Here is a 24,751-nt window from a genome sequence, read left to right on the forward strand (position 1 = left end):
CTTCAGGCTGCAGGCACCAGGCCCAGGCTGGCCAACTGCTCGATGCTGCCGCGATGCTGGATCAGCCGTGGGTCGTTCAGCGGCAGGCGCTGGCCCAGTTCGCTTTCCAGAATGGCCTGCAACTTCAGGTTGTCGACCTTGCCATCGGGGGTCACGGCCTCGCGCAGCTTGACCGGGTCAACCTGGGCGGATCGCCCGCCTGAGTAATAGATGGCGCCCGTGGCAAAGTCGATACCGAAGGCGATCAGCCCCGGGATCACGTAGAACAGGATGCCGATAGCATCCATTGCGGCAACCACTGGGTCGATCTTGCCGCCGATCTGGCCGCGCCGTTCCGGGTAGAGAATGGTGCCGCAGGCGGTCAGTTGGGTCAGCAAGGTGACGATGAGGGCGCCACCGATGACGCGGGTTGGGATGCGCATGTAAATCTCCGAAAAGGTATCCAGCAGGGCAAGCGAAGCGCCTGCACCTGAAGCTAAGACCATGATAGAGCAGGCTGGGTTCGCCGTTATACTCGCGGGACTGTTCGAGGACCACCATGATTTCATTACCGATCGATGCTGTCTTGCCCGCCCTGCGCCAGGCCCTGGAAAACCGTGACGAAGCGGTGCTCGAGGCGCCACCTGGCGCGGGCAAGACCACCCGCGTGCCGCTGGCGCTGCTCAACGAGCCGTGGCTGGCCGGGCAGAGCATTCTAATGCTCGAGCCCCGCCGCCTGGCAGCGCGGGCTGCGGCCGAGCGCCTGGCCAGCGAGCTGGGCGAAAAGGTCGGCGAGACCGTGGGCTATCGCATCCGCCTGGACAGCAAGGTCGGGCCGAAAACCCGCATCGAGGTAGTGACCGAAGGCATCCTCACCCGACGCCTGCAGGCCGACCCGGCGCTGGAGGGTGTGGGACTGGTGATCTTCGACGAATTTCACGAGCGCAGCCTTGATGCCGACCTGGCCCTGGCATTGAGCCTGAATGGCCGGGAATTGCTGCGGGACGATCCGCCGCTGAAGGTTTTGCTGATGTCCGCGACCCTGGAGGGCGAGCGCCTTTCGCGGCTGCTGAATGATGCCCCGGTGGTGAGCAGCGAAGGCCGCATGCACCCCGTCGACATCCGTTGGGGGCGGCCTTTCCAGCCGGGTGAGTTCATCGAGCCTCGGGTAGTGGACAGCGTGTTGCAGGCATTGGCTGACCAGACCGGCAGTTTGCTGGTATTCCTGCCGGGTCAGGCCGAGATCCGCCGGGTTCACCAGAGCCTGCAGGAAGCGTTGGGCGAGCGCCCCGAGGTCCTGCTCTGCCCGCTGCATGGCGAGCTCGATCTCGACGCCCAACGTGCGGCCATCGACCCGGCGCCCAAGGGCCTGCGCAAGGTGGTGCTGGCCACCAACATTGCCGAGACCAGCCTGACCATCGACGGCGTGCGCGTGGTGATCGACACAGGCCTGGCCCGGGTACCGCGTTTCGACCCCGGCAGCGGCATGACCCGCCTGGACACCCAGCGCATCTCCCGCGCCAGTGCTACCCAGCGCGCCGGCCGCGCCGGGCGCCTGGAGCCCGGCGTATGTTATCGCCTTTGGTCCGAGGCCCAACATGACCAGCTGGCCGCCCACGGCAGCGCAGAGATCCTGCAGGCCGACCTGGCCGGCCTGGCCCTGCAACTGGCACGCTGGGGCGTTACGCCCGAGCAGTTGCGCTGGCTCGACCAGCCCCCCACTGCTGCCTTCACCCAGGCCCAGGACCTGCTGGCACGGCTCAATGCCTTCAAGCCCGGCAGCCGTGACAACCTCAGCGAACACGGCCTGGCCATGGCCGAGCTGCCCGCGCATCCACGTATTGCGCATTTGCTGTTGCGCGGCCAGGCCCTGGGCCTGGCACAGATGGCCTGTGATGTGGCTGCGCTGCTGGGCGAGCGGGATATCCAGCGCGGCGGTGGCGCCGACTTGCACAGCCGGCTGGCGCTGGTCAGTGGCGAGAGCAGGGCCGCCCGTGGCAGCCACGGTGGTGTGCAGCGTGCGCGCCAATTGGCCCGCCAGTACCGTGGTCTGCTGCGTGGCAAACCAGGCGCGCCGGTTGTGGACCCTGATCACCCGCGCTGGCTGGGCGCGCTGCTGGCGCTGGCCTACCCCGACCGCGTCGCCCAGCAGCGCCGCGAAGGGGGTGCGGAATACCGGCTGGCCAACGGCCGGGCGGCGCTGTTTGCCGAAGTCGATGCACTGATGAAGTGCCCGTGGCTGGTCATCGCCGACCTGGGCAGCCGCCAGGGCCAGCGCGAAGAACGCATCTATCTGGCCGCCGAGTTCGATCCGGCGCTGTTCGAGGGCGTGCTGGCCGAACAGGTCGAGCGGGTCGATATTCTTGATTGGGACGAGCGTGAGCAGGTGCTGCGTGCCGAACGCCAGATCAAGGTCGGCGAGCTGGTACTGGGGCGCGAACCGTTACCCAACCTGGATGACGATGCCCGCGCCAAAGCGTTGCTTGGCCTGGTGCGGCGCAAGGGCCTGAACATGTTGACCTGGACCCCGGAACTTCGCCAATGGCAAGCGCGGGTGGCGCTGTTACGTCAGCTTGATCTGGACAAAGAGGGGCAAAGCGAATGGCCTGACCTGGGGGACGAAGCGCTGCTGGCGACCCTGGAAGACTGGCTGCAGCCATACTTGGGCAAGGTCTCGCGGCTGAGCCATTTCGCCGCCCTGGATGTGTCCTCGATCTTGCGCAATCTGCTGCCTTGGCCATTGCCACAGCGCCTGGACGAATGGGCACCGGCGCATCTGGCGGTGCCATCCGGCTCGAACATTCGCCTGGACTACAGTGAAAACCCACCGATTCTCGCCGTGCGTCTGCAGGAACTCTTCGGCCTCGCCGATACTCCGCGCATTGCCCAAGGCCGTCAGCAGGTGAAGTTGCATTTGTTGTCACCGGCACGGCGGCCGGTGCAAGTGACCCAGGACTTGGCCAACTTCTGGCGCACGACGTATGCCGAGGTGAAGAAGGATCTGAAAGGGCGTTATCCCAAGCACTATTGGCCGGATGACCCCTTGGTGGCCGAAGCGACCGCGCGGGCGAAGCCGCGCGGCACCTGAATGTGACGCAGAGCGGTAGCCAGATCGAGGCGGATGTTCCATTGGGGGCGGGCGATGTTGGTCTGAATGTTCAGGCCAGCAGGAACCCGATCGGTTGCGTTATTCAGAGGGATCGGGATCTGGCTATCCTCATGAATCATGTAGATTCGGCCAAGGAAACTTTGTGAAGGCAAAGAAGCACACAATAGATGTGCGCTTCATCGAAGTGCTCCCTATGGACTAATATTTCGTCAGCTTGAAGGTGACGATTTGACCTTTCTTGACGTTCAGCGGGGCTAACGTTTCTCGGTCGACGTCTCGTTTGTAGTCAATGGCGCCCACGCTCTGCCCACTTTGGTCACGCAGATGACAGATGAGAGATCCATCGAGCAGATGCAGTGGTTCGATAATCCAGTAATCGGTGACTTCGGCATGCTTGTAGAAGCCGAGGTAGCCATTGCGGCTGACACCCAACTTCTTGTCCGGTTGTTCCCAAAGGTGGATGTGATAATGCAGGCGATCTTCGGTTTTGGAGATATAACGGAACTCCAACAGTGGCGGCAGCGTGCGTCCGCCCAATATTAACCAGTCATTTCCAGGTGCGAAATCAAAGAAACCCTCATCGGTTTTGTCGCCACTACGACTAAGCCGAGTATTGGCATAACCACCGTCGAGGTACATTAAAAGCCGGCCTCGAAACGATTCGGCATATTGAGTGCTGATTGTTTGGTCCATGACGTTTCCCTCTAATGGCATTGGTGTGTTTACACTAATGCCACCGTCGGGCATGCGAGCAGAATGAAGATTTTCCCGGATGCCTCAAGCCCCGGCTTCACCTTCCAGCAGCATGAACAGGCGATACAGCACCACGGTACTGAACAGCTGCAGGAAGCCGCTCAGGCTGTCCATGGCCAGTTGGGCACCCGCTGAGGGTTCGGGAAAAGCCATCAGCAATAGCCCGTCGATCAGCCAGATCGGCGCCAGCACCCCCAGCACGCAGATCATGATGCGCATGAAATGGCCGGTGGTCATGCTTGCGCTGTCGCGCATCGACTGCACCACCGGCCGGCCACGCAGTACCAGCAGGTACTCGGCGAACACCAGGTTGATCATGATCCACACGCCCGGGAAGATGAACAGCGCCAGGCCGGCCATGATCAGCAGCGAGCTGATCAGGATCAGCAGGGCCAGCTGTGGCCACAGTTGCAGGGCGCGGGCGAACAGGTCGCGCTTGGCGATTTCCTGGCCGTTGCTGCGGGTGTCGAGGTACAGGATCAGCGCTGCGCTGTACAGCGGGTAGAACAGCAGGCTGACCAGCATGCCGTAGGCCGGCGATGCCTGGTCGCCCATCTGCCGGTACAGCAGTTGGGTGAGCAAGGCTTCCAGAACCACCAGCGGCAGGCACAGCTGGAGGATGTTCGGCAGGTGGCGGCGGAAGAAGTACAGGGAGTCGCGCAGGACGCTCAGCGGATTCATCAGTCTACATCGCATGGCAGTAAAAACAGGGGCATAACTTTAGCCCAAAGCAGGCCTGGGGCTGTCACTTGCTGAAAAAAGTTTCACGCCGCCGGTGATTGAATCCCACGCCTGTACGCCCCATCTTTGACGCTGTCCGTTGTCCGCTACCCCACGAGGTCGCCCCATGAATACTGAAGAACAAACCCTGATCGACGGCCTGTTCGGCCGCCTCAAGCAAGCCGAGGACCCGAGCCAGCCACGTGATGCGCAGGCCCAGGCATGCATCGAGGAACATGTGCGTCAGCAGCCGGCGGCGCCTTATTACATGGCCCAGGCGATCCTGGTGCAGGAGGCTGCGATCAAGCGCCTCGACGAGCAGAACAAGCAACTGGAAGCCGAACTGAAGCAGGCTCGTGCCCAGGCCGAGGCCGCCCGTGCCGGTAGCGCGCCGAGCATTGGCGGTGGTGGTTTCCTGTCCAGCATCTTTGGTTCGTCTGGGCGCAATGCGGCCCCGGCCGTGCAACCGCAGCGTCAAGCTGCAGCACCCGTGGCATCTGGCGGTGGCTGGCGCGAGCCTTCGGCGCCGGGCTTCTCTCAGCCACAAGCGCAGCAGCCTGGTTTTGGCGCTGCGCCGGCACGCAGTGGTGCCAGCAGCTTCCTCGGCGGTGCAATGCAGACTGCGGCCGGTGTTGCGGGTGGTGTGTTGCTGGCGCAGGGCATCAGCAGCCTGTTCAACCACAACTCGCAGCCGGAAGAGGTGGTAGAGGTGATCAAGGAGGAGCCGGCGCCGGCCAGTGACAGCGGAGGCTGGAACGACTCGGGGGCGCAGCAGCAGGTAGCTGACAACGGTGGTTGGGGCAGCGACCAGGGTGGTTATGCCGACAGCGGTTATGGCAGCGATGATGGCGGGTTCTTCTCGGACGACGATTCGTACGTCTGACAGGTCTGGCATACTGCTGGCAATTTGGGGGGCGCTTTGCGCCCCTTTCGCGACGCAACTTGACCAGTCCGGTTTTCGAAAGGTGAAAAGCCAAGCGGGCCAAACCCAGAGGTACATGACAACGCATGGCCTTGTACCTCGGGTTTTCCAGGGGCAACCTGTCAGGGGGCAGGCGCCGCCTGGCAGCTATCGGCGCGTTATGAGAAATGTCGCAATGTCGCCATCGTTCGTATTCAGATAGACATTACTGTCCGGAGGCATGTGATACAGCGTTTTCACGGTACGGCCCGTATGGTCGCGCAGGCGGCAGCGCAGTGTGTCAGGGCCCCATTCCAGCGGTTCGAGTTTTATCAGGTCGACCGGTGAGTTGGTTCGGTACAAACCAAGATAGCCGTTGCGGCTGATCTCGACCTTTCTGTCGCTGTCGGTGCCCGTGCCGTTGATGTAGACATAGATCCGATCCGTTGTCTCGGAGTGGTATTCGATGCTGAACGTGGTGGGTGCTGCTTGGCGTCCCGTGATCAGCCAGCCTTCCTCTTGGCCGAGCCCGGAAGCGTCGCTCAGCCGGACTGGTTGATCTATCCCCGGAGAGTCAAAAGTCATTATGTCTTTGTACCCGGCTTGGCTGTCGTCCCAATATTTCCAGGTAGACTGACAATGTATGTGCGCCTTGAAAGATTTTGCTTCTGCGATCCAGTTGGTAATGCTGTTACTCATGACTGTTCTCCAATGAGGGCGGTGAGCTCCCTCTGCGTGGGTACAGTAGTAAGGCGCGGGACCGGGCCGAAGCTTGAAGTACTTCCTTGTTCATTGGCGTTGCATGGGTGAGCCAGTCGTACGGCTGACAGGTCTGGCATACTGCGGGCAATTTGGGGGGCTGCAAAGCAGCCCCCAGCATTCCAGGCCGACCAAGGGGTTCCAAGGTGAAAAAGATCGCGCTGTTCGCCGATGTGCAGAACCTCTACTACACCGTGCGCCAGGCCCACGGCTGCCATTTCAACTACACCGCCCTGTGGGCCGATGTCAGCCGCGAAGGTCAGATTGTCGAGGCCGTGGCCTATGCCATCGACCGTGGCGACAGCAAGCAGCAGCAGTTCCAGCAGATCCTGCGCAACCTCGGTTTCGATGTGCGCCTCAAGCCCTTCATCCAGCGCAGCGATGGCTCGGCCAAAGGTGACTGGGATGTGGGTATTACCTTGGATGTGATCGACGCCGCCAGCCGCGTCGACCAAGTGGTACTGGCCTCCGGCGATGGCGATTTCGACCTGCTGCTGGAGCGAGTGATACAGCGCCATGGCACCGAGGCAGTGGTGTATGGTGTGCCCGGGCTTACCGCACTGTCGCTGATCCGTGCCGCCACCCGTTATGTGCCCATCGAGGGTGCGCTGTTGCTCAAACACTGAGATTTTTCATGGAACGTATCGCTGTCATCGACTTTGAAACCACCGGCATCAGCCCCGGCGCCGGCTGCCGCGCCACTGAGGTGGCGGTGGTGATGCTGGAGGGCGGGCGCATCGTCGAGCGCTACCAGAGCCTGATGAACGCGGGTGTGCCGGTACCGGCATTCGTCGCTGGGCTCACTGGCATCACCACCGCCATGCTGCGCAGTGCGCCGCCGGTGGACAAGGTGATGAACGAAGTGGCCGAGTTCGTTGGTGGCACCCCGTTGCTGGCACACAATGCCGCCTTCGACCAGAAATTCTGGGACTACGAACTGGGCCGCATCGGCCGTAGCCGCAGCCAGGCCTTCGCCTGCTCCTTGCTGCTGTCACGGCGCCTGTTGCCGGCGGCACCGAACCACAAGCTGGGCACCCTGACCCGCTGGGCCGGGCTGCCGGATACCGGTACCGCGCACCGGGCCATGGCCGATGCCGAAATGGCCGCCAACCTGCTGCAACACCTGGCTGGCGTGCTGCGCCAGGGCCATGGTGTACAGCAACTCTCGCACGACCTGCTCTGCCGCCTGCAGAAAACCCCGGCCGCCAAGGTTCGTGAAACCCTGGCCAGGTTCTGTTAGGGCTTCTTCTCCAGTTGCGCCAGCGGCACCCGCCGCTCCACAGCGCTGGAGAGAATGATCGAGGTCTTGCTGAAGCCGAACTGCGCGACCCGGTTGATCAGTTCTTCCAGCTCCGGCATCGAACCCACCGCTGCCTGCATGATGACGCAGGGGTCGCCGGTTACCCGGTGGCATTCGGTCAACTGGGGGATCTGGGTCAACGCTTCGTAGGCCTGCTGGTTGCCGTGGCTGGCCAGGCGCAGTTCGATCACGCACTGGATCGGCAGGCCGATCTTGCTCATGTCGACCTTGGCCTGGTAGCCGGTGATAACCCCGCTGGCCTCGAGCTTGGCCACCCGCTCGGCCACCGCCGGCGCCGACAGGTTCACCTGGCGCGCCAGTTGCGCGAAGGTGGCGCGGCCATTGTCGAGCAGGGCGGCGAGCAGCATGCGGTCGTACTTGTCCATGGGTTATTCCTGCCTGGTTTCGATTCGATTGAAAAGCATCCGAATAACCATGCAATGCAAAGTGTTCGGGTAATTTAAAGCTGTTTTGTAACTTAAGTTTACACGATGGCCTTTCTAAACTAAGCCACCCGTAAACGGATTTCGAGTGTTTCCCATGCCTGCCTCCCGTCGCTTCCCGTTGTTGCTCATTGGCGCTTTCCTGGCCTTGTACCTGGTCTGGGGCTCCACCTACCTGTTCATTCGCATAGGCGTCGAGAGCTGGCCACCGATGCTCATGGCCGGGGTGCGCTTCCTGATTGCCGGGGGCCTGCTGTATGGCTTCTTGCGCTGGCGCGGTGTGCCGGCACCGACCTGGCCGCAGTGGCGGGCTGCGGGGGCGATCGGTTTCCTGCTGCTCAGCTGTGGTAACGGTGGCGTGACCGTGGCCGAGCATGCTGGTGTGGCCTCTGGCGTCGCTGCGCTGGCGGTGGCGACGGTGCCGCTGTTCACGCTGCTGTTCGGCCTGCTGTTCGGGCACCGCAATTCGAAGCTGGAGTGGGCGGGGATCGCCCTCGGGTTGGTGGGTATCGGCCTGCTGAACCTGGGCTCCAACCTTCAGGCAAGCCCGATTGGCGCAGCGCTGATCATCTTTGCGGCGGCGTCGTGGGCGTTCGGCTCGGTGTGGAGCAAGACCTTGCCGCTGCCCCAGGGGCCCATGGCCAGCGCCGCGGAAATGCTCGTTGGTGGTGCCGTGCTGTTGCTCGGCAGCGCGCTGTCTGGCGAGCGCATGACGCAGATGCCGACCGCTGCCGGCTGGGGGGCACTGGCCTACCTGGTGTTCTTCGGTTCGATCCTGGCGTTCAGTGCCTACATGTACTTGCTCAAGCACGTGCGCCCCGCAGCTGCCACCAGCTATGCCTACGTCAACCCGGCGGTGGCCGTGCTGCTGGGCATCGTCTTTGCCGGTGAGCAGATTGGTGCCGAAGAATGTGTGGCCATGGCGGTGATCATCGGCGCGGTGGTGCTGATCGGCCTGCCGCAGTGGCGCAAGGCACCTGAGCCGGCGCAGCCGTTGAAAGGCGAAATCTGCAAGTAGGCAGGGGTGATGCGGTAAACTTGCCGCCTTCGCTGAACCCCCTGACGGTATTGCCATGAATTTCGCCAAACTCGGCCTGATCGAACCGCTGCTGCGCACCCTGCAGCAACTGGACTACACCACCCCGACCCCGGTGCAGGCCAAGGCCATCCCCGCCGTGCTGGCCGGCCGCGACCTGATGGCCGCGGCCCAGACCGGCACCGGCAAGACCGCGGGCTTTGCCCTGCCTGTGCTGCAGCGCCTGGCGCTGGAAGGCGAGAAGGTGGCCAGCAACTCGATCCGCGCGCTGGTGCTGGTGCCCACTCGTGAGCTGGCCGAGCAGGTGCACAACAATGTGCGCGAGTATGCCGAGAACCTGCCGCTGAGCACCTACGCGGTGTATGGCGGGGTCAGCATCAACCCGCAGATGATGCGCCTGCGCCGTGGTGTCGACCTGTTGGTGGCCACCCCGGGGCGCTTGCTCGACCTGTTCCGGCAGAACGCCGTGAAGTTCAACCAGGTGCAGACCCTGGTGCTGGACGAAGCCGACCGCATGCTCGACCTGGGCTTTGCCGAAGAGCTGCAGTCGGTGTACGCCGCGCTGCCACGCAAGCGCCAGACGTTGCTGTTCTCCGCCACTTTTTCCGACCAGATCCGCATGCTGGCGGGGCTGGCCCTGAACGACCCGCTGAGCATCGAAGTCAGCCCGCGCAATGCCACGGCCACCAGCGTCAAGCAGTGGCTGGTGCCTGTGGATAAAAAACGCAAGGTCGACCTGTTCTGCCACCTGCTGCGCAAGCAGCGCTGGAAGCAGGTGCTGGTGTTCGCCAAGACCCGCAATGGCGTCGATCAACTGGTGGAGCGCTTGCTGGCCGAGGGTGTGAATGCCGACGGTATCCACGGTGACCGCCCGCAAGCCACTCGCCAGCGCGCGCTGGACAGCTTCAAGGCCCGCGAAATCCAGGTGCTGGTGGCGACCGATGTGGCGGCCCGCGGCCTGGATATCGATGACTTGCCGCTGGTGGTCAACCTTGACCTGCCGATCGTTGCCGAGGATTACGTGCACCGCATCGGGCGTACCGGGCGGGCGGGCAACAAGGGCGAGGCTATCTCGCTGGTGTGTGCCGATGAAGTGCAGCTGCTGGCGGCGATCGAAGTGCTGACGCGGCAGACCCTGCCGCGTCATGAAGAGCCGGACTTCATCCCTGACCACCGGGTGCCGATGACCGACGCCAGTGGCCAGGTGATCAAGAAGCCGAAGAAGCCCAAGAAGCCGAAGGAAAACAGCGCCAAGCGCGGGTTGGGGCGCTGGATGGACAGCGCTGAATCAGGCAGTGCGGAGCCGGCGGTGAAGGCAGTGCGCAAGGTGCCGAGCTTCAATGGTGGGGCGCGCAAGCGTAAGCCGTAGATTTGCAGTGTACGCGGACTCTGTGGGAGCGGGTTTACCCGCGAAGAATGCGACTCGGTGCATGGCACGGGCTTCGCCCGTGTTCGCGGGTAAACCCGCTCCCACAGGGGATAGTGTCAACCTTTGGATTTAAGCCAATCCGCCGCCGCCCGCCCGGCGCGCAAGCCGCTGGCAAAGCACGCTGTCAGCAGATACCCCCCAGTCGGCGCCTCCCAGTCCAGCATCTCTCCGGCACAGAACACTCCCGGCATGCCCTTGACCATCAAGCCCTCATCCAGCCCCTCGAAACGCACCCCGCCTGCGCTACTGATCGCTTCATCCAGCGGCCGCGTGCGTACCAGCGTGATCGGCAAGGCCTTGATCGCTTTCGCCAAGGCCCCAGGGTCGGCAAAGGTCGCCTGATCGGTCAGCTCGCGCAACAGCGCCGCCTTGACCCCATCGATACCCAGCTGGCTGTGCAGGTGCTTGGCCATGGAGCGCGAACCCCGTGGTTTGGCCAGCGCCTGGGCAATCTTGTCCACAGGCTTGTCCGGCAACAGGTCGAGCAGCAACACCCCGTGGCCCTCACGGTTGATGGCCTCGCGCACCGGCGCTGACCATGCATACACCAGGCTGCCTTCCACACCCTGCGCGGTGAGGATGAACTCGCCCTTGCGCGGCACGCTGCCAGGAACGCTAAGGGCAATATTCTTCAACGGCGCACCGGCGAACTTGTCCTTGAGCAGCGCGCTCCAGCCTGCCACTTCAAAACCGCAGTTGCTGGGCTGCAAGGGCGAGATATCCACAGCCCGTTCGGCCAGCAGCGGCTGCCAGCTACCGTCCGAGCCCAGTCGCGCCCAACTGCCGCCACCCAGCGCCAGCACCACCACGGCGGCCTTCACCAGCCGCTCGCCTTGTGGATAAGCAATCCGCAATGCACCTTCGGCATTCCAGCCCAACCAGCGGTGACGGGTGTGGATAACTACTCCGCTGTCGCGCAGGCGCTTGAGCCAGGCGCGCAGCAGTGGCGCGGCTTTCATGTCGGTGGGGAACACCCGCCCCGAGGTGCCGACGAAGGTTTCGATGCCCAGGCCGTGAATCCACTGGCGCAAGGCGTCGGCATCGAAGTCGTGCAGCAGCGCGGCGATTTCGCCCTGGCGCTCGGCATACCGGCTGACGAACGCCGGGTAGGGCTCGGAATGGGTGATGTTCATGCCACCGACACCCGCCAGCAGGAACTTGCGACCCACCGAAGGCATGGCATCGAACAGCTCGACCGCCAGGCCCGCCTGGGCCAGTGCTTCGGCGGCCATCAGGCCGGCTGGGCCGCCGCCGATGACGACTGCGAGGGGAGTGGAGGCGGGGCTCAGATCAGGCATGGTGGGCAGCAGGCTGTGGAAAAGAGGCGCATTCTAGCGCAGCGCGGCCTGTGGAAGCACTGCTCAAAAAATGATCAGAGCTTTGCAGGCCTTGCCTGTAAAGGGCTGCAGCGCCTTTCCCGCAGGTTATCCACAAGCGGTTCCACAGTCATTGTGAACAACCGATTACGCGTGCCGCACTGTGATGAAGGATGCCATGGCGCCTGGCCAGGGCTGCGCGGTCCTTGCTGTAGCCACCGCCGATCACGCCCACCACCGGGATGTCGCGGCCCAGGCAGTGGCGCAGCACCGCTTCGTCACGGGCGGCAACGCCTGCATCGGTCAGTTGCAGATAGCCCAGGGCGTCGTCCTTGTGCACATCGACCCCGGCGTCGTACAGCACCAGGTCGGGTCGATAGAGTGGCAGCAGGTAGTTGAGGGCGTCGTCCACCACCTTCAGGTAGGCCATGTCGCCCATGCCACGGGGCAGGGGGATGTCCCAATCGCTTTGCGCCTTGCGCGCCGGGAAGTTCTGTTCGCAGTGCAGCGAGACGGTGATGGCGTCTGGTGTGTCGTGCAGGATGCGCGCGGTGCCGTCACCCTGATGCACATCGCAGTCGAAGATCAGCACCCGGTGTACCCGGCCAGCCTCCAGCAGGTAGCGGCTGATCACGGCCAGGTCGTTGAAGATGCAGAAGCCGGCAGGGTGGTCGTAATGGGCGTGGTGGGTGCCGCCGGCAAGGTGGCAGGCGATGCCGTGCTGCAGCGCCATCTCGGCGCTCAGCAGGGAGCCGCCTACGGCGCGCACGGTACGCCGGGCCAGGGCCTCGCTCCAGGGCAGGCCGAGGCGGCGCTGGTCCTCGCGTGACAGGTCGCCGTTCATGTAGCGCTCGATGTAGCTGCGGTCGTGGGCCAGGGCGAGGATGTCGTTGGGGCAGATGTCCGGGCGCAGCAGGGCTTGGTCGGTGGTCAGCCCGCTGTCGATCAAGTGGTCGTGCAGCAGGCGGAACTTGTCCATGGGGAAGCGGTGTTCGGCAGGGAACTCCGGGCTGTAGTCTTCGTGGTAGATCAGCGGCAACGGCATGGGTGGGGTCGCAATCGGGGCCAGTGCTGATCTTGCCATGAGCTTGCTGGCCGATCACGTGTAGGAGCAGCCTTGTGCTGCGAAAGGGCCGGCATGCAGGACAATGTTCTGTGGCGGCTATGGCCTCTTCGCAGCACAAGGCTGCTCCTACACGGAGTAGCGACAACCTGGACGATTGGCGTGTTATTTCGTGGTACTGGCCAGCACCCGCTGCCAGTCCGGCTCGTTCAGGCGGCCGAGGATGCGCGTCTTGCCATTGCCATCCACCGAAACGAACAGCGCACTGGCATAGCCGCTCTCACGCTCGCCCCCCGCAACTTTCTGCTGGCGGGCAAAATGGTCGATGCAGCCGTTGTGGGTCACCAGCACCAGGTTATGCCCCGGTCGTTTGTGTGCCAGCGCTTCGCTGGCGAACTGGCTGTCACAGCTTTCCAGCCAGTCCTCACTGGCCACCGCCTGGCCAAGGATGAAATGCGCGGTTTGCCGTGTGCGCAGTTTCGGGCTGCTGAGCATATCGGCGTTGTTAAGGCCCAGCTGGTGCATCCCTTGGCCAACACGCCCGGCAGCCTGGCTGCCGGCCACCGTTATGCCGGTGGGGGCGTCCAGGCACGGGCCGGGGGCGCTGTCGCAGCGCTCGGCGTGGCGGATCATCACGATCACCGCACCGTCGGCCCAGTCCTGCAGCAGGCCGCTGTCACTCAATTGTCGTTCGTTGCCAAGGTCCACGATGTGCGTCCTCGTCGCCAGCCAGGTGCTCAACGCCGCCACGACCATGCACAGGCCAAGGGCGGCACCGAGGGCTTTGCGGGTCAGGCGTCGCTTGCGCCGGGCGTGGATGGCAGGGTGTCCAAGGGTGTTGCTCGATAGCATGCGTTGCTCCGTTGGCATGGTCGCGGCTGGCGCGGCGGTGTTGGCTGGCATCCTGCCAACTGGCCTGTCGGGGGGCGGTGAAGGGCGTGTGAAAATTGCATTCGGGCGCGCCGGTTGGGTGAAACCTGCACCCGCGCCTACGCTGTAAACTGCAAGACGGTAAAACCGGAGCACGCCCGATGACCCCTATCCTGCAACTGGAAAGCGCGCGGCTGGTACTGCGCCAATGGCACGACGACGACCTGCGCGAGTTCGCCGCCCTGTGTGCCGACCCGCAGGTGATGCGCTACTTCCCGGCGCCGCTGACACGCCTGGAGGCAGCCGCGCTGATCGGCCGCGTACGCGGGCATTTCAATGAGTACGGCTTTGGTCTGTGGGCTCTGGAGCGCAAGGACAGTGGTGCCTTCATCGGCATGACCGGGTTGCTGCACGTGGGCTTCGATGCCGATTTTGCGCCGGCGGTGGAGATCGGCTGGCGCCTGGCACGCCGCCACTGGGGCCTGGGTTTCGCCAGCGAGGCGGCGTGGACATGCCTGCGCTGTGCTTTCGCCCAATTGCGCCTGGAGGAAGTGGTGTCGTTCACTAGCGAGAGCAACCTGCCCTCGCAGAAGGTCATGCAGGCCATCGGTATGCAGCAGGACCTGAATGGCAGTTTCGAACACCCCCGCCTGCCCGTGGGCCATCCGCTGCGCCCGCATGTGTTGTACCGGATTGATCGCGCACACTGGGAGCGTACCCTGCGCGCCTGAATGCATGGCCATGCCCGGCGCGAATGACAAACCCTGTATCATTTCCCTAATGGAGGGCGCTTGCCGCAAGATGTTCAGCGCCTATGAGATCGAGCGCCGCCTGGGCGGCGCATCGCGAGCAAGACTCGCTCCTACGGAGAACCCCCGATGAGTCATGTGTTGGACGACCTGGTCGACCTGTTGAGCCTCGAGTCCATCGAGGAGAACCTGTTCCGTGGACGCAGCCAGGACCTGGGCTTTCGCCAGCTGTACGGCGGGCAGGTACTGGGCCAATCGTTGTCGGCGGCCAGCCAGACGGTCGAGGATGCACGCCATGTGCATTCGTTGCACGGCTACTTCCTGCGCCCTGGCGATGCCAGCCTGCCGGTGGTGTATTCGGTGGACCGCGTGCGCGATGGCGGCAGCTTCAGCACCCGGCGGGTGACTGCGATTCAGAAGGGCCAGCCGATCTTCACCTGCAGCGCCTCGTTCCAGTACGACGAGGACGGTTTCGAGCACCAGGCGCAGATGCCCGATGTGGTCGGCCCGGAGAACCTGCCCACTGAAGTCGAGCTGGCCCGGGCCATGGCTGACCAGTTGCCCGAGCGCATTCGCGACAAGGTGCTGTGCGCCAAGCCGATCGAGATTCGCCCGGTCACCGAGCGCGACCCATTCAACCCACAGGCTGGCGACCCGGTGAAGTACGCCTGGTTCCGCGCCGACGGCAACCTGCCCGATATCCCCGCCCTGCACAAATACCTGCTGGCCTACGCCTCGGACTTCGGCCTGCTGACCACTTCGTTGCTGCCCCATGGCAAATCGGTGTGGCAGCGTGACATGCAGATCGCCAGCCTCGACCATTCGCTATGGTTCCATGGCAACCTGCGTGCCGACGAGTGGCTGCTGTATGCCACCGACAGCCCCTGGGCGGGCAATGCCCGTGGCTTCTGCCGCGGCAGCATTTTCAACCAGGCCGGGCAACTGGTGGCGTCGTCGTGCCAGGAAGGCCTGATTCGCCACCGCAAGGACTGGGCATGAGCCTGGGCGAGGTGCGCAACTGGGTGTTCGACATGGACGGCACCCTGACCGTGGCCGTGCACGATTTTGCCGCCATCCGCGTGGCGCTGGATATCCCGGCCGAGCACGACATCCTCACCCACCTGGCAGCCTTGCCGGCGGACGAGGCGGCGGCCAAACATGCCTGGCTGCTGGAGCACGAGCGTGACCTGGCGATTGCCTCCACGGCGGCCACCGGGGCGGTGGAACTGGTGCGCGAACTGGCCCAGCGTGGTTGCCGGCTGGGCATTCTGACCCGCAATGCCCGTGAGTTGGCGCATGTGACGCTGGAGGCCATCGGCCTGGCGGACTGCTTCCCGGTGGAGCACATTCTGGGGCGTGACGAAGCAGCGCCCAAGCCAAGCCCGGATGGGCTGCTGAAGATTGCCAATGCCTGGGGTGTGACACCGGGTGAGCTGGTGATGGTGGGGGATTACCGGTTTGATTTGGACTGTGGGCGTGCCGCAGGGGCGCGCACGGTGCTGGTGAACCTGCCGGACAATCCGTGGCCGGAACTGGTGGATTGGCATGCGGCCGATTGCCGGGCATTGAAGGTGATGCTGGGCTGAGTTTTTGTGTCGCCTGTGCGGGCCTCTTCGCGGGTAAACCCGCTCCCACAGGGACCGCGCCGAGCTCAAGTCCAGCACTCAACCTGTGGGAGCGGGTTCACCCGCGAAGAGGCCGGACCTGTCTATGCTGAACCCCAATCTATTCCCTGAACGGAGACCTACCCATGACCAGCAAGGCCATCTACGTAAAACCCGGCGGCGGCTACGACAAGGTCGAGGTCGGTACCAGCGAGGCTCTCGCACCCCAGGCCGGTGAAATCACCGTGCGCCTGCACGCCAGCTCTCTCAACTACCACGATTTCGCCGTTGTCAGCGGCATGTGGGGCCCGAGCGAGCGGCGCATCCCCATGGCCGATGGCGCTGGCGAAGTGGTCGCGGTGGGTAGCGGCGTCACCGAGTTCCAGGTCGGCGACAATGTGGTCAGTACCTTCTTCCCCGACTGGCTCGACGGCCAGGCAAATGTGGAAGGCTTCGCCAAGGTGCCCGGCGACGGTATCGATGGTTACGCCCGTGAACAGGTCACTGCTCGTGCCAGCGCCTTCACCTTGGCGCCCAAGGGCTTCAGCCATGCCGAAGCTTCCACTCTGACCACGGCCGGTCTCACGGCCTGGCGCGCGCTGATGTGCGACGACCACCTCAAGCCCGGCGATACGGTGCTGGTGCAGGGCACCGGCGGTGTATCGATCTTCGCCCTGCAGTTTGCCAAGCTGGCCGGCGCGACGGTGATCGCTACCTCATCCAGCGACGCCAAGCTGGAGCGCCTGAAGGCCCTGGGTGCAGACCACCTGATCAACTACAAGAGCATCCCGGCGTGGGGTGAGAAAGTGCGCGAGCTGACCGGCAACCGCGGCGTCGATCATGTGATCGAAGTGGGTGGCCCGGCGACATTGGAGCAATCGATGATCGCCGCGCGCATTGGTGGGCATGTGTCGTTGATCGGCATCCTCACCGGCGTGGCCGGGCAATTGCCGCTGGTGCAGGCGCTGGTGCGGCAGATACGCCTGCAAGGCGTGCTGGTAGGCAGCCGCGCCCAGCAGCAGGCGATGGTGCGGGCGATCGATGCCAACGGCCTGCTGCCAGTGGTGGACAAGCATTTCGAGCTGGAGCAGATCGTCGAGGCTTTCCGTTATCAGGAGAGCAACCGGCATTTCGGCAAGATCTGCCTGACCTGGTAATGGCTGGGGGCTGCTTTGCAGCCCATCGCTGGCAAGCCAGCTCCCACCTCGACCGCATCGGCCCCTAGTCCGGCAACAACCGGTCGCGGCTATTGGACAGGTGCAGGCACACCGCTGCCCGCGCCGCGTCCGGGTCCTGCCGGCGGATGGCATTGAGGATCGCCTCATGCTCGAGGTTGGCCAGGTACGCCTGCCGCGCCAGCTTCGCCCCGCTGCGTTCGGCCAGGGCCATGCGGTTGCGCGGGATCAGGCCGTTGCCTAGCTGCAACAGCATTTCAGTGAAGTACAGGTTGCCAGTGGCCTCGGCAATCAGCAGGTGAAAGCGCCGGTCGGCCTCGATGCAGCTGTCACCGGCGGCGGCCAGGTCCTGGTAGTCATCCAGCGCCTGGCGCATGCGCGTCAGGTGCCCCTCGTCACGGCGTAGCGCGGCCAAGGCGGCGGCCTGGCCTTCCAGGCCGATGCGCAGCTCCAGCAGGTCGCGCACATTCGCCGCGCTTTCCGCAGCGATGCGCAGGCCGGCCTGGGCCTGGCGCTCCATCACGAACGTACCGATACCGTGGCGTGGCTCCACCAGCCCCGAGGCCTGCAATTTCGACAGGGCCTCGCGGACCACGGTGCGGCTGACCCCATGCTCGCGCACCAGGCTGTTCTCCGAGGGCAACTTGTCGCCTGGCTTGAAGGTGCCCAGCAAGATCTGTTGGGTCAGGCTGGAGACCAGGTCATGGGCACGGCTGTGGCCGCGTTTGTGGGCTTGTTCGGTGGCCATGGTGTGACCCGATTGTTGTTGTGCTTGTACGACAAGTTAATCGATATAAATATTTTTTGCCGATTTTTCCTGTGGTCAAGTCAGCGAGTAGTTTGTCTATTTTTGCAAGATCGACGCATATAGGCTTGGCGGTAGCTTGTATTTTGTGATTTTACCGATGTTGCTGATCTTGTCGTACAACTGCGCTGCGCATATGCTCCTCCCCACTGCCATGTCAGACAACCTCGACCCGCACAAAAACAATTAGTGGGAGATCCGCAAGTGAACGATACCCTCGCTCCGTCTGCCCGGACTGAAGGCGACGCCCTGGCCAGCGCCGTGGCTAAGGTCAAGCGCCACGTCCTGCCGCTGTTTGTCATCATGTTCATCGTCAACTACCTGGACCGCGTCAACATCGGCTTCGTCCGCCCCCATCTGGAAAGCGACCTGGGCATCAGCGCCGCCGCCTATGGCTTTGGCGCCGGCCTGTTCTTCATCGGCTACGCGTTGTTCGAAGTGCCCTCGAACATGCTGCTGCAGAAGGTCGGCGCACGGCTGTGGCTGACCCGCATCATGTTCACCTGGGGGTTGGTGGCCACGGCCATGGCCTTCGTGCAGAACGAAACCCAGTTCTACGTGCTGCGCTTTCTGCTGGGGGTTGCCGAAGCGGGCTTCTTCCCCGGGGTGATCTACTACTTCACCCGCTGGCTGCCGGCCGCCGAGCGTGGCAAGGCGATTGCCATATTCCTCAGCGGTTCGGCATTGGCGTCGCTGATTTCCGGGCCATTGGCCGGTGCGCTGATGCAGATCCAGGGCTTGGGCATGCATGGCTGGCAGTGGATGCTGTTCATCGAAGGCATGGCCTCGGTGACGCTGTGCTTCTTCGTGTTCTTCTGGCTCGACTCCAGGCCGCAGGACGCCAAGTGGCTGAGCCAGGCCGAGCAGGAAGCACTGGTGGCCGCCATCGATCGCGAGCAACTTGAGCGCGAAGCGGTCGGCGCGGTCAGGCCATCGGCCTGGAGCCTGCTCAAGGACCGCCAGATCCTGCTGTTCTGCCTGATCTACTTCTGCATCCAGCTGACCATTTACGCCGCCACCTTCTGGCTGCCGAGCATCATCAAGCGCATGGGTGACCTCAGCGACCTGCAGGTCGGCTTCTTCAACTCGATCCCGTGGTTGATCTCGATCCTGGCCATGTATGCCTTCGCCGCCGGCTCGGCGCGCTGGAAGTTCCAGCAGGCCTGGGTCGCAGGTGCGCTGGTGATCGCTGCCATCGGCATGTTCATGTCCACCACGGGTGGGCCGGTGTTCGCCTTTGTCGCGGTGTGCTTCGCGGCGATCGGTTTCAAGTCGGCATCGTCGCTGTTCTGGCCGATCCCGCAGGGCTACCTGGATACCCGCATCGCCGCAGCTGTGATCGCGTTGATCAACTCGGTCGGCAACCTCGGCGGCTTCGTCGCCCCCACCACCTTCGGCCTGCTGGAGCAGCAGACCGGTTCGATCCAGGGCGGCCTGTACGGCCTGGCGGTGACCTCGGTGCTGGCGGCCATTGCCATCTTCTTCGTACGCACTCGCCCAAAGGGCGCCCCTTCCGATGACCTCAAGGCCCCTTCGGCCCTGGGTCAGAGCCATTGATGACTGCGAGACAACAACCATGAACATGCAGACCCTTCACACCAGCACCCCCGTGGTCACTGATCTGCGCGTGATCCCCGTCGCCGGGCACGACAGCATGCTGCTCAACCTCAGTGGTGCTCATGGCCCGTTCTTCACCCGTAACGTTGTGGTGCTGCGTGACAGCGCCGGCAATACCGGGTTGGGCGAGGTGCCGGGCGGCGAGAAGATCCGCCAGACACTGGAGGACGCCCGCAGCCTGGTGGTCGGTCAGCCGATCGGCCATTATCAGCGCGTGCTCAATGCCATGCGCCAGACCTTTGCCAACCGTGACTCGGCTGGTCGCGGCCTGCAGACCTTCGACCTGCGCATCACCGTGCATGCGGTGACGGCCATCGAGTCGGCGCTGCTCGACCTGCTCGGCCAGCACCTGAACGTGCCGATGGCGGCACTGCTGGGCGAGGGGCAGCAGCGCGAGGCGGTGAAGATGCTCGGTTACCTGTTCTACATCGGCGACCGCCAGCAGACCAACCTTGCCTACCGCAACGAAGCCGAGGCCGAGGACGACTGGTTCCGCCTGCGCCACGAAAAGGCCCTGACCCCGGACGCGGTGGTGCGCCTGGCCGAGGCCGCCAAGGCGCGCTATGGCTTCAGCGACTTCAAGCTCAAGGGCGGGGTGTTGCGCGGCGAGGAGGAGATGGAAGCGGTAACGGCGCTGGCCGAACGTTTCCCCGAAGCCCGCATCACCCTCGACCCGAATGGTGCCTGGTCATTGAAGGAGGCCATTGCCCTGTGCCGCGACAAGCACGATGTGCTGGCCTACGCCGAAGACCCATGCGGTGCCGAGAACGGCTACTCGGGCCGTGAGGTGATGGCCGAGTTCCGCCGTGCCACCGGCCTGCCCACCGCCACCAACATGATCGCTACCGACTGGCGGCAGATGGGCCATGCGATCCAGTTGCAATCGGTGGACATCCCGCTGGCCGACCCGCACTTCTGGACCTTGCAGGGTTCGGTACGGGTGGCGCAGATGTGCAACGACTGGGGGCTGACCTGGGGTTCGCATTCCAACAACCACTTCGATATCTCGCTGGCAATGTTCACCCAGGTGGCGGCTGCGGCGCCGGGGGAAATCACTGCGATCGACACCCACTGGATCTGGCAGGACGGCCAGCGCCTGACCCGCGAACCACTGCGCATCGTCGACGGGCATGTGCACGTGCCGGCGCGACCGGGGCTTGGGGTGGAGCTGGATGAAGACCAGTTGGCCAAGGCGCATGAGTGCTACCGCAACATGGGGTTGGGCGCGCGGGATGACAGCGTGGCAATGCAGTTCCTGATTCCGGGGTGGAGCTTCGATAACAAGCGGCCTTGCCTGGTGCGTTGAGGCTGCTGGCCTCTTCGCGGGTGAACCCGCTCCTACAGGTACTGCATATCGCTCAAGGTTTATGCAAACCCAGTGGGAGCGGGTTTACCCGCGAAAGGGCCGGAACAGGTTAACCCTGCTCGAAGAAGGCCCGCGCCATCGCTACGAATGCCCCCAGCACCGGGTTGGGGTTATCCCGGCAGAACGCCAGGAATATCTCCGCCTGCTGCTCCATCCCCACTAATGGCTTGAACACCACCTGCTCCAGGCGCAATGCCTGCGCCGAGGCCGGCACTACCGCACAGCCCAGCCCCACATTGACCAGCCCCAGTATCGAGTGAGTCTGCCCCAGTTGGTGCAGGTACCGCGGCTGCACCTCATGCCGGGCAAACAGGTTGGCGATGTGGTCATGGAAGTAGCGCCCTTCGTTGGCGCTGTACATCACGAATGGTTGTTCATCGAAATCGCTCGGCCTGAGTCGCTCACGTGCCACCAGCGCATGCCCTGCGGGCAGGGCGGCGATGAAAGGTTCGCGGTGGACCGGCAGGTACTCCACACGCGCGCTGGGCAGCACCTGGCGCACCAGGCCAACATCGATCAGCCCTGCCTCCAGGTCATGCACCTGGGTGCTGGAGATGCGTTCGCTGAGCACCAGTTCGATGTCCGGCAGCGTCTGCCCGGCATGCACCAGCAAGCGCGGGATCATGTTGTAGGCACCCACTGCGGTGAAACCCAGGGTCAACCGGCCCGCTTCGCCATGAGCAATGCGCCGCGCCGAATGGCTGGCCGACTCGGCAATTTGCAGGATGCGACGGGCGTCTTCGAGAAAGCTCTGGCCCGCCAGGGTCAGCCGCACCTGGCGGTTGTTACGTTCGAGCAGCAACACGCCCAGGGCATGTTCCAGCAACTGGATCTGCCGGCTCAAGGGCGGTTGGGTCATGTGCAGGCGGGTGGCGGCACGGCCGAAATGCAGCTCTTCGGCCACGGCCACGAAACAGCGCAGCTGATGCAGCTCCATGATTCAATTCCTGAATTATTCGATCCAGAATCTATATTAGACCTGTATCAAATGCCGGCCTAGCATCGAGTCATGTCTTCGAACTGCCGGATGCCCACCATGAACGAAAACCCCATCGAAGTGCTGTTGACCCAGCCAGTACCAGAGGCCATCGATGCCCGGCTGGTCAGCGCCTATCGGGTACATCGCCCGTATCAGCATTCCAACCCGCAACAGTTGCTCGACGAAGCCGGCCCGCGCATTCGTGGTGTGGTTACAGGCGGTGCCAAGGGCCTGTCCAATGAGCTGATGGAGCAACTGCCCGCGCTGGAGATCATCGCTATCAGCGGCATCGGCACCGATGCCGTGGACCTGCGCCATGCGGCCAGCCGCGGCATCCATGTCACCACCACGCCGGGCGTGCTCACCGCCGATGTGGCCGACCTGGCCATGGGCTTGATCATTGGCACCTTGCGCCGCCTAGGCGAGGGTGAGCGGCTGGTGCGTGATGGCTTGTGGGGCAAGGTCGATCTGCCATTGGCGCGCAAGGTCAGCGGTATCGAACTGGGCATCGTCGGGCTTGGCGAGGTGGGCAAGGCTATCGCTCGGCGTGCCGCTGCATTCGACATGCGCGTTGCCTACAACGGGCGGCGCGAACAACCAGAAACCGGCTACCGCTTTGAGGCCGACCTGGTGGCACTGGCACGTTCGGTGGATGTGCTGGTGGTTGCAGCTGCCGCCGATGGCGGGCAGGTGCTGGTGACGGCCGAGGTGCTCGATGCACTGGGGCCGGAGGGGTACCTGGTCAATGTGGCGCGTGGCAAGTTGGTCGATGAGGACGCGCTGGTCGAGGCGTTGCGTGAGCAGCGCATTGCCGGGGCCGGGTTGGATGTGTTCGTCGACGAGCCGCATGTGCCGCCGGCGCTGCGTGACCTGAATCAGGTCGTTCTGCAGCCGCATCGAGGCAGCGCCACGCTGCAAACCCGGCTGGAAATGGGGCAGATGGTTTTATCGAATCTCGCTGCTTGCTTCCGCGGCGAGGTTCCCCCGAATTGCGCGTAGGCCCCATCGCCGGCAAGCCGGCTCCCACAGGGACAGCGCATGCCTTGAACACTGCACTGACCCTGTGGGAGCGGCTTTAGCCGCGAAGAGGCCGGCACAGGCAACACAAGCCCCCAAGGGCCACACCTTCTCCGCACAAGAACAATCGCTTCCACCGAGAAGCAAGAGGGTCCACATGAACAGCAAATCCGCCGTCGCCGCACCGCAGGCCGTGGCCGGGATCGGTCGCCATCGCTTCCTGGTCCTGGCACTGATCTTCGTCATCACCGTCATCAACTACGCCGACCGCGCCACCCTGTCGATTACCGGTACCGAGGTGCTCAAGGACCTCGGCCTGGACCCGGTCATGCTGGGCATGATCTTCTCTGCTTTCGCCTGGGCCTACGCCTTGGGCCAAGTGCCTGGCGGCTGGTTGCTCGACCGCTTCGGCGCCCGCCGGGTCTACGGCATCAGCCTGATCCTCTGGTCGCTGTTCACCCTGCTGCAAGGGACCGTGGGCTGGTTGGGCCTGGCTGGTGTGTCCGCCGCCGTGGCGCTGTTCTCCATGCGGTTCATGCTGGGCCTGGTGGAGTCGCCGGCCTTCCCGGCCAACTCGCGCATCGTCAGTTGCTGGTTCCCCACCCGCGAGCGCGGCACCGCCTCGGCGCTGTTCAACTCGGCGCAGTACATGGCCGTGGTGGTGTTCGCACCGTTGATGGCGTGGATGACCCATGCGCTGAGCTGGGAGCAGGTGTTCATCTGGATGGGCGTGCTGGGGCTGGCGCTGAGCGTGGCGTGGTTCCGCTTGTACCACGAGCCGCACAGTGCGCCAGGGCTGAGCCCCGAAGAGCTGGATTACATGCGTGAAGGCGGCGCCCTGGTCGACCTGGAAAAGGAACGCAAGACCGCCAAGAGCAAACCGACCCGGGCCGAGCTTGCGCAACTGTTCACCAGCCGTAACCTGTGGGCGGTGTACCTGGGCCAGTACTGCATCACCGCGCTCACCTACTTCTTCATCACCTGGTTCCCGATCTACCTGATCAAGGGCCGTGGCATGACCATCATGGAGGCCGGCTGGGTGGCCGCGTTGCCGGCAATCTGCGGGTTTACCGGTGGCATTCTCGGTGGCTTCGTGTCCGACTGGCTGATCCGCCGTGGCGTGCACCCGTCCAGGGCGCGCAAGACCCCCTTCATCATCGGCATGGGGCTCTCTACCAGCCTGGTGCTGGCCAACTATGTGGACGGCAATGCCGCGGTGATCGCCCTGATGACCCTGGCCTTCTTCGGCAAGGGCCTGGCGGCGGTGGGCTGGGCGGTGTTGTCGGATGTGGCGCCGAAGAAGATGGTTGGCCTGTGCGGTGGCGTGTTCAACGGCATCGGCAACATCGCCGGTATCGTCACCCCGTTGGTGATCGGTTATGTGGTGGCCAGCACCGGCTCGTTCCATAACGCACTCTGGTTCGTGGCCGCCCATGGCGTGCTGGGGATCCTCGCTTACCTGTTGCTGGCCCGACGCTTCGAGCGTACCGGGCAGGCGTAGGCAGACGCCTGGCAACAGAGGCCCCGGGAGACCGGGGTTTTTTTGTGGCCGGCAGAAAGTAGTGATTGGCTGCACCGGCCCTTTCGCGGGCTTGCCGCTCCCACAGGTACGCCACAGGTTTGAGGCGCGTGGAGTACCTGTGGGAGCGGGCGAGCCCGCGAAAGGGCCAGTACAGCCACAACACACCCAAATGAAAAACAAAAGCTCCAGACGGCCTGGTGACGGGATCGGGTATGCCATTCGCGACTTCTGACGTTAAT

24 protein-coding genes are annotated in these 24,751 nt (G+C 63.9%); 14 read left to right on the forward strand and 10 right to left on the reverse strand.

Going from position 1 to position 24,751, the window contains the following annotated elements; translation table 11 throughout:
- Nucleotides 1–2: 2 nt before the first annotated feature.
- The gene (locus tag RR51_RS11480; protein ID WP_039613567.1) at nucleotides 3–422 is read right to left on the reverse strand and encodes a hypothetical protein; all 420 of its coding nucleotides are present in this window, start codon (nucleotides 420–422) and stop codon (nucleotides 3–5) included.
- A 116-nt stretch (nucleotides 423–538) separates the two neighbouring features.
- On the opposite strand from RR51_RS11480, the gene hrpB reads away from it, so the two are divergent.
- Nucleotides 539–3,067: an ATP-dependent helicase HrpB gene (hrpB, locus tag RR51_RS11485; RefSeq protein WP_039613568.1), complete on the forward strand. Its 2,529-nt coding sequence runs from the start codon at nucleotides 539–541 to the stop codon at nucleotides 3,065–3,067.
- Between the two features lie 219 nt (nucleotides 3,068–3,286).
- Here hrpB and RR51_RS11490 read toward each other — a convergent pair whose 3' ends face one another.
- Together RR51_RS11490 and RR51_RS11495 are read right to left on the reverse strand one after the other, a co-directional pair.
- The gene (locus RR51_RS11490) at nucleotides 3,287–3,781 is read right to left on the reverse strand and encodes a hypothetical protein (RefSeq protein ID WP_039613569.1); all 495 of its coding nucleotides are present in this window, start codon (nucleotides 3,779–3,781) and stop codon (nucleotides 3,287–3,289) included.
- Between the two features lie 84 nt (nucleotides 3,782–3,865).
- Nucleotides 3,866–4,522, reverse strand: coding sequence for a YciC family protein (locus tag RR51_RS11495; protein ID WP_039613570.1), 657 nt, complete (start codon nucleotides 4,520–4,522; stop codon nucleotides 3,866–3,868).
- A gap of 166 nt (nucleotides 4,523–4,688) precedes the next feature.
- On the opposite strand from RR51_RS11495, the gene RR51_RS11500 reads away from it, so the two are divergent.
- Nucleotides 4,689–5,444: a DUF2076 domain-containing protein gene (locus RR51_RS11500; protein ID WP_039613571.1), complete on the forward strand. Its 756-nt coding sequence runs from the start codon at nucleotides 4,689–4,691 to the stop codon at nucleotides 5,442–5,444.
- Nucleotides 5,445–5,630: 186 nt separating this feature from the next.
- Here RR51_RS11500 and RR51_RS11505 read toward each other — a convergent pair whose 3' ends face one another.
- A complete protein-coding gene (locus tag RR51_RS11505; RefSeq protein WP_052261052.1) occupies nucleotides 5,631–6,161 on the reverse strand; it encodes a hypothetical protein in 531 nt (176 codons plus the stop codon).
- Between the two features lie 206 nt (nucleotides 6,162–6,367).
- Between RR51_RS11505 and RR51_RS11510 the strand changes: the two genes are divergently transcribed.
- On the forward strand, nucleotides 6,368–6,847 hold the full coding sequence (locus tag RR51_RS11510; protein ID WP_004576858.1) for a LabA-like NYN domain-containing protein: 480 nt from the start codon (nucleotides 6,368–6,370) through the stop codon (nucleotides 6,845–6,847).
- Between the two features lie 8 nt (nucleotides 6,848–6,855).
- Nucleotides 6,856–7,461 carry a 3'-5' exonuclease gene (locus RR51_RS11515; RefSeq protein ID WP_039613572.1) on the forward strand — a complete coding sequence of 202 codons (606 nt, stop codon included), beginning with the start codon at nucleotides 6,856–6,858 and terminating at the stop codon, nucleotides 7,459–7,461.
- Here RR51_RS11515 and RR51_RS11520 read toward each other — a convergent pair.
- Nucleotides 7,458–7,907, reverse strand: coding sequence for an Lrp/AsnC family transcriptional regulator (locus tag RR51_RS11520; protein WP_015271918.1), 450 nt, complete (start codon nucleotides 7,905–7,907; stop codon nucleotides 7,458–7,460). The two genes, RR51_RS11515 and RR51_RS11520, sit on opposite strands and share 4 nt — an antisense overlap.
- A 154-nt stretch (nucleotides 7,908–8,061) precedes the next feature.
- Here RR51_RS11520 and yedA point away from each other — a divergent pair, with 154 nt between their 5' ends.
- Nucleotides 8,062–8,982 (forward strand): drug/metabolite exporter YedA, encoded by a 921-nt coding sequence (gene yedA / locus RR51_RS11525; protein WP_015271917.1) that lies wholly within the window; start codon nucleotides 8,062–8,064, stop codon nucleotides 8,980–8,982.
- A 55-nt stretch (nucleotides 8,983–9,037) separates the two neighbouring features.
- Nucleotides 9,038–10,369 (forward strand): DEAD/DEAH box helicase, encoded by a 1,332-nt coding sequence (locus tag RR51_RS11530; protein WP_013974320.1) that lies wholly within the window; start codon nucleotides 9,038–9,040, stop codon nucleotides 10,367–10,369.
- A 116-nt stretch (nucleotides 10,370–10,485) separates the two neighbouring features.
- On the opposite strand, the gene RR51_RS11535 is transcribed toward RR51_RS11530, so the two are convergent.
- The 3 genes from RR51_RS11535 to RR51_RS11545 all read right to left on the reverse strand — a co-directional run bounded on the left by RR51_RS11535 (nucleotide 10,486) and on the right by RR51_RS11545 (nucleotide 13,660).
- Complete coding sequence (locus RR51_RS11535) at nucleotides 10,486–11,727, reverse strand: TIGR03862 family flavoprotein (protein WP_039613573.1); 1,242 nt, start codon at nucleotides 11,725–11,727, stop codon at nucleotides 10,486–10,488.
- 148 nt (nucleotides 11,728–11,875) lie between these two features.
- Entirely contained in the window at nucleotides 11,876–12,790 is a 915-nt protein-coding gene (locus tag RR51_RS11540) for a histone deacetylase family protein (protein WP_015271914.1), read from the reverse strand.
- Between the two features lie 183 nt (nucleotides 12,791–12,973).
- On the reverse strand, nucleotides 12,974–13,660 hold the full coding sequence (locus RR51_RS11545) for a histidine phosphatase family protein (RefSeq protein WP_039613574.1): 687 nt from the start codon (nucleotides 13,658–13,660) through the stop codon (nucleotides 12,974–12,976).
- A 179-nt stretch (nucleotides 13,661–13,839) separates the two neighbouring features.
- On the opposite strand from RR51_RS11545, the gene RR51_RS11550 reads away from it, so the two are divergent.
- From RR51_RS11550 to RR51_RS11565, 4 genes are all read left to right on the forward strand, one after another.
- Entirely contained in the window at nucleotides 13,840–14,409 is a 570-nt protein-coding gene (locus tag RR51_RS11550; protein WP_013974316.1) for a GNAT family N-acetyltransferase, read from the forward strand.
- 147 nt (nucleotides 14,410–14,556) lie between these two features.
- Entirely contained in the window at nucleotides 14,557–15,426 is an 870-nt protein-coding gene (gene tesB, locus RR51_RS11555; protein ID WP_039613575.1) for an acyl-CoA thioesterase II, read from the forward strand.
- A complete protein-coding gene (locus RR51_RS11560; protein ID WP_013974314.1) occupies nucleotides 15,423–16,013 on the forward strand; it encodes an HAD family hydrolase in 591 nt (196 codons plus the stop codon). Before tesB ends, RR51_RS11560 begins: the two co-directional genes overlap by 4 nt.
- A gap of 164 nt (nucleotides 16,014–16,177) precedes the next feature.
- Entirely contained in the window at nucleotides 16,178–17,188 is a 1,011-nt protein-coding gene (locus tag RR51_RS11565; protein ID WP_039613576.1) for a zinc-dependent alcohol dehydrogenase family protein, read from the forward strand.
- A gap of 64 nt (nucleotides 17,189–17,252) precedes the next feature.
- Here RR51_RS11565 and RR51_RS11570 read toward each other — a convergent pair whose 3' ends face one another.
- Complete coding sequence (locus tag RR51_RS11570) at nucleotides 17,253–17,954, reverse strand: FadR/GntR family transcriptional regulator (protein WP_039613577.1); 702 nt, start codon at nucleotides 17,952–17,954, stop codon at nucleotides 17,253–17,255.
- Nucleotides 17,955–18,215: 261 nt separating this feature from the next.
- On the opposite strand from RR51_RS11570, the gene RR51_RS11575 reads away from it, so the two are divergent.
- Nucleotides 18,216–19,568: an MFS transporter gene (locus RR51_RS11575; protein WP_039613578.1), complete on the forward strand. Its 1,353-nt coding sequence runs from the start codon at nucleotides 18,216–18,218 to the stop codon at nucleotides 19,566–19,568.
- 19 nt (nucleotides 19,569–19,587) lie between these two features.
- Nucleotides 19,588–20,934 (forward strand): glucarate dehydratase, encoded by a 1,347-nt coding sequence (gene gudD / locus RR51_RS11580; RefSeq protein ID WP_039613579.1) that lies wholly within the window; start codon nucleotides 19,588–19,590, stop codon nucleotides 20,932–20,934.
- A 109-nt stretch (nucleotides 20,935–21,043) separates the two neighbouring features.
- Here the strand turns inward: gudD and RR51_RS11585 are convergent, their stop codons facing one another.
- A complete protein-coding gene (locus RR51_RS11585) occupies nucleotides 21,044–21,931 on the reverse strand; it encodes a LysR substrate-binding domain-containing protein (RefSeq protein ID WP_082044684.1) in 888 nt (295 codons plus the stop codon).
- A 99-nt stretch (nucleotides 21,932–22,030) separates the two neighbouring features.
- Between RR51_RS11585 and RR51_RS11590 the strand changes: the two genes are divergently transcribed.
- Nucleotides 22,031–22,972, forward strand: a complete 942-nt coding sequence (locus tag RR51_RS11590) for a 2-hydroxyacid dehydrogenase (protein ID WP_039613581.1) — start codon at nucleotides 22,031–22,033, stop codon at nucleotides 22,970–22,972.
- Nucleotides 22,973–23,147: 175 nt separating this feature from the next.
- Nucleotides 23,148–24,491, forward strand: coding sequence for an MFS transporter (locus tag RR51_RS11595; RefSeq protein ID WP_039613582.1), 1,344 nt, complete (start codon nucleotides 23,148–23,150; stop codon nucleotides 24,489–24,491).
- The last annotated feature ends 260 nt before the right edge of the window (nucleotides 24,492–24,751 follow it).

The sequence above is a fragment of the Pseudomonas sp. C5pp genome, assembly GCF_000814065.1.
GTDB classification, from domain to species: domain Bacteria; phylum Pseudomonadota; class Gammaproteobacteria; order Pseudomonadales; family Pseudomonadaceae; genus Aquipseudomonas; species Aquipseudomonas asiatica.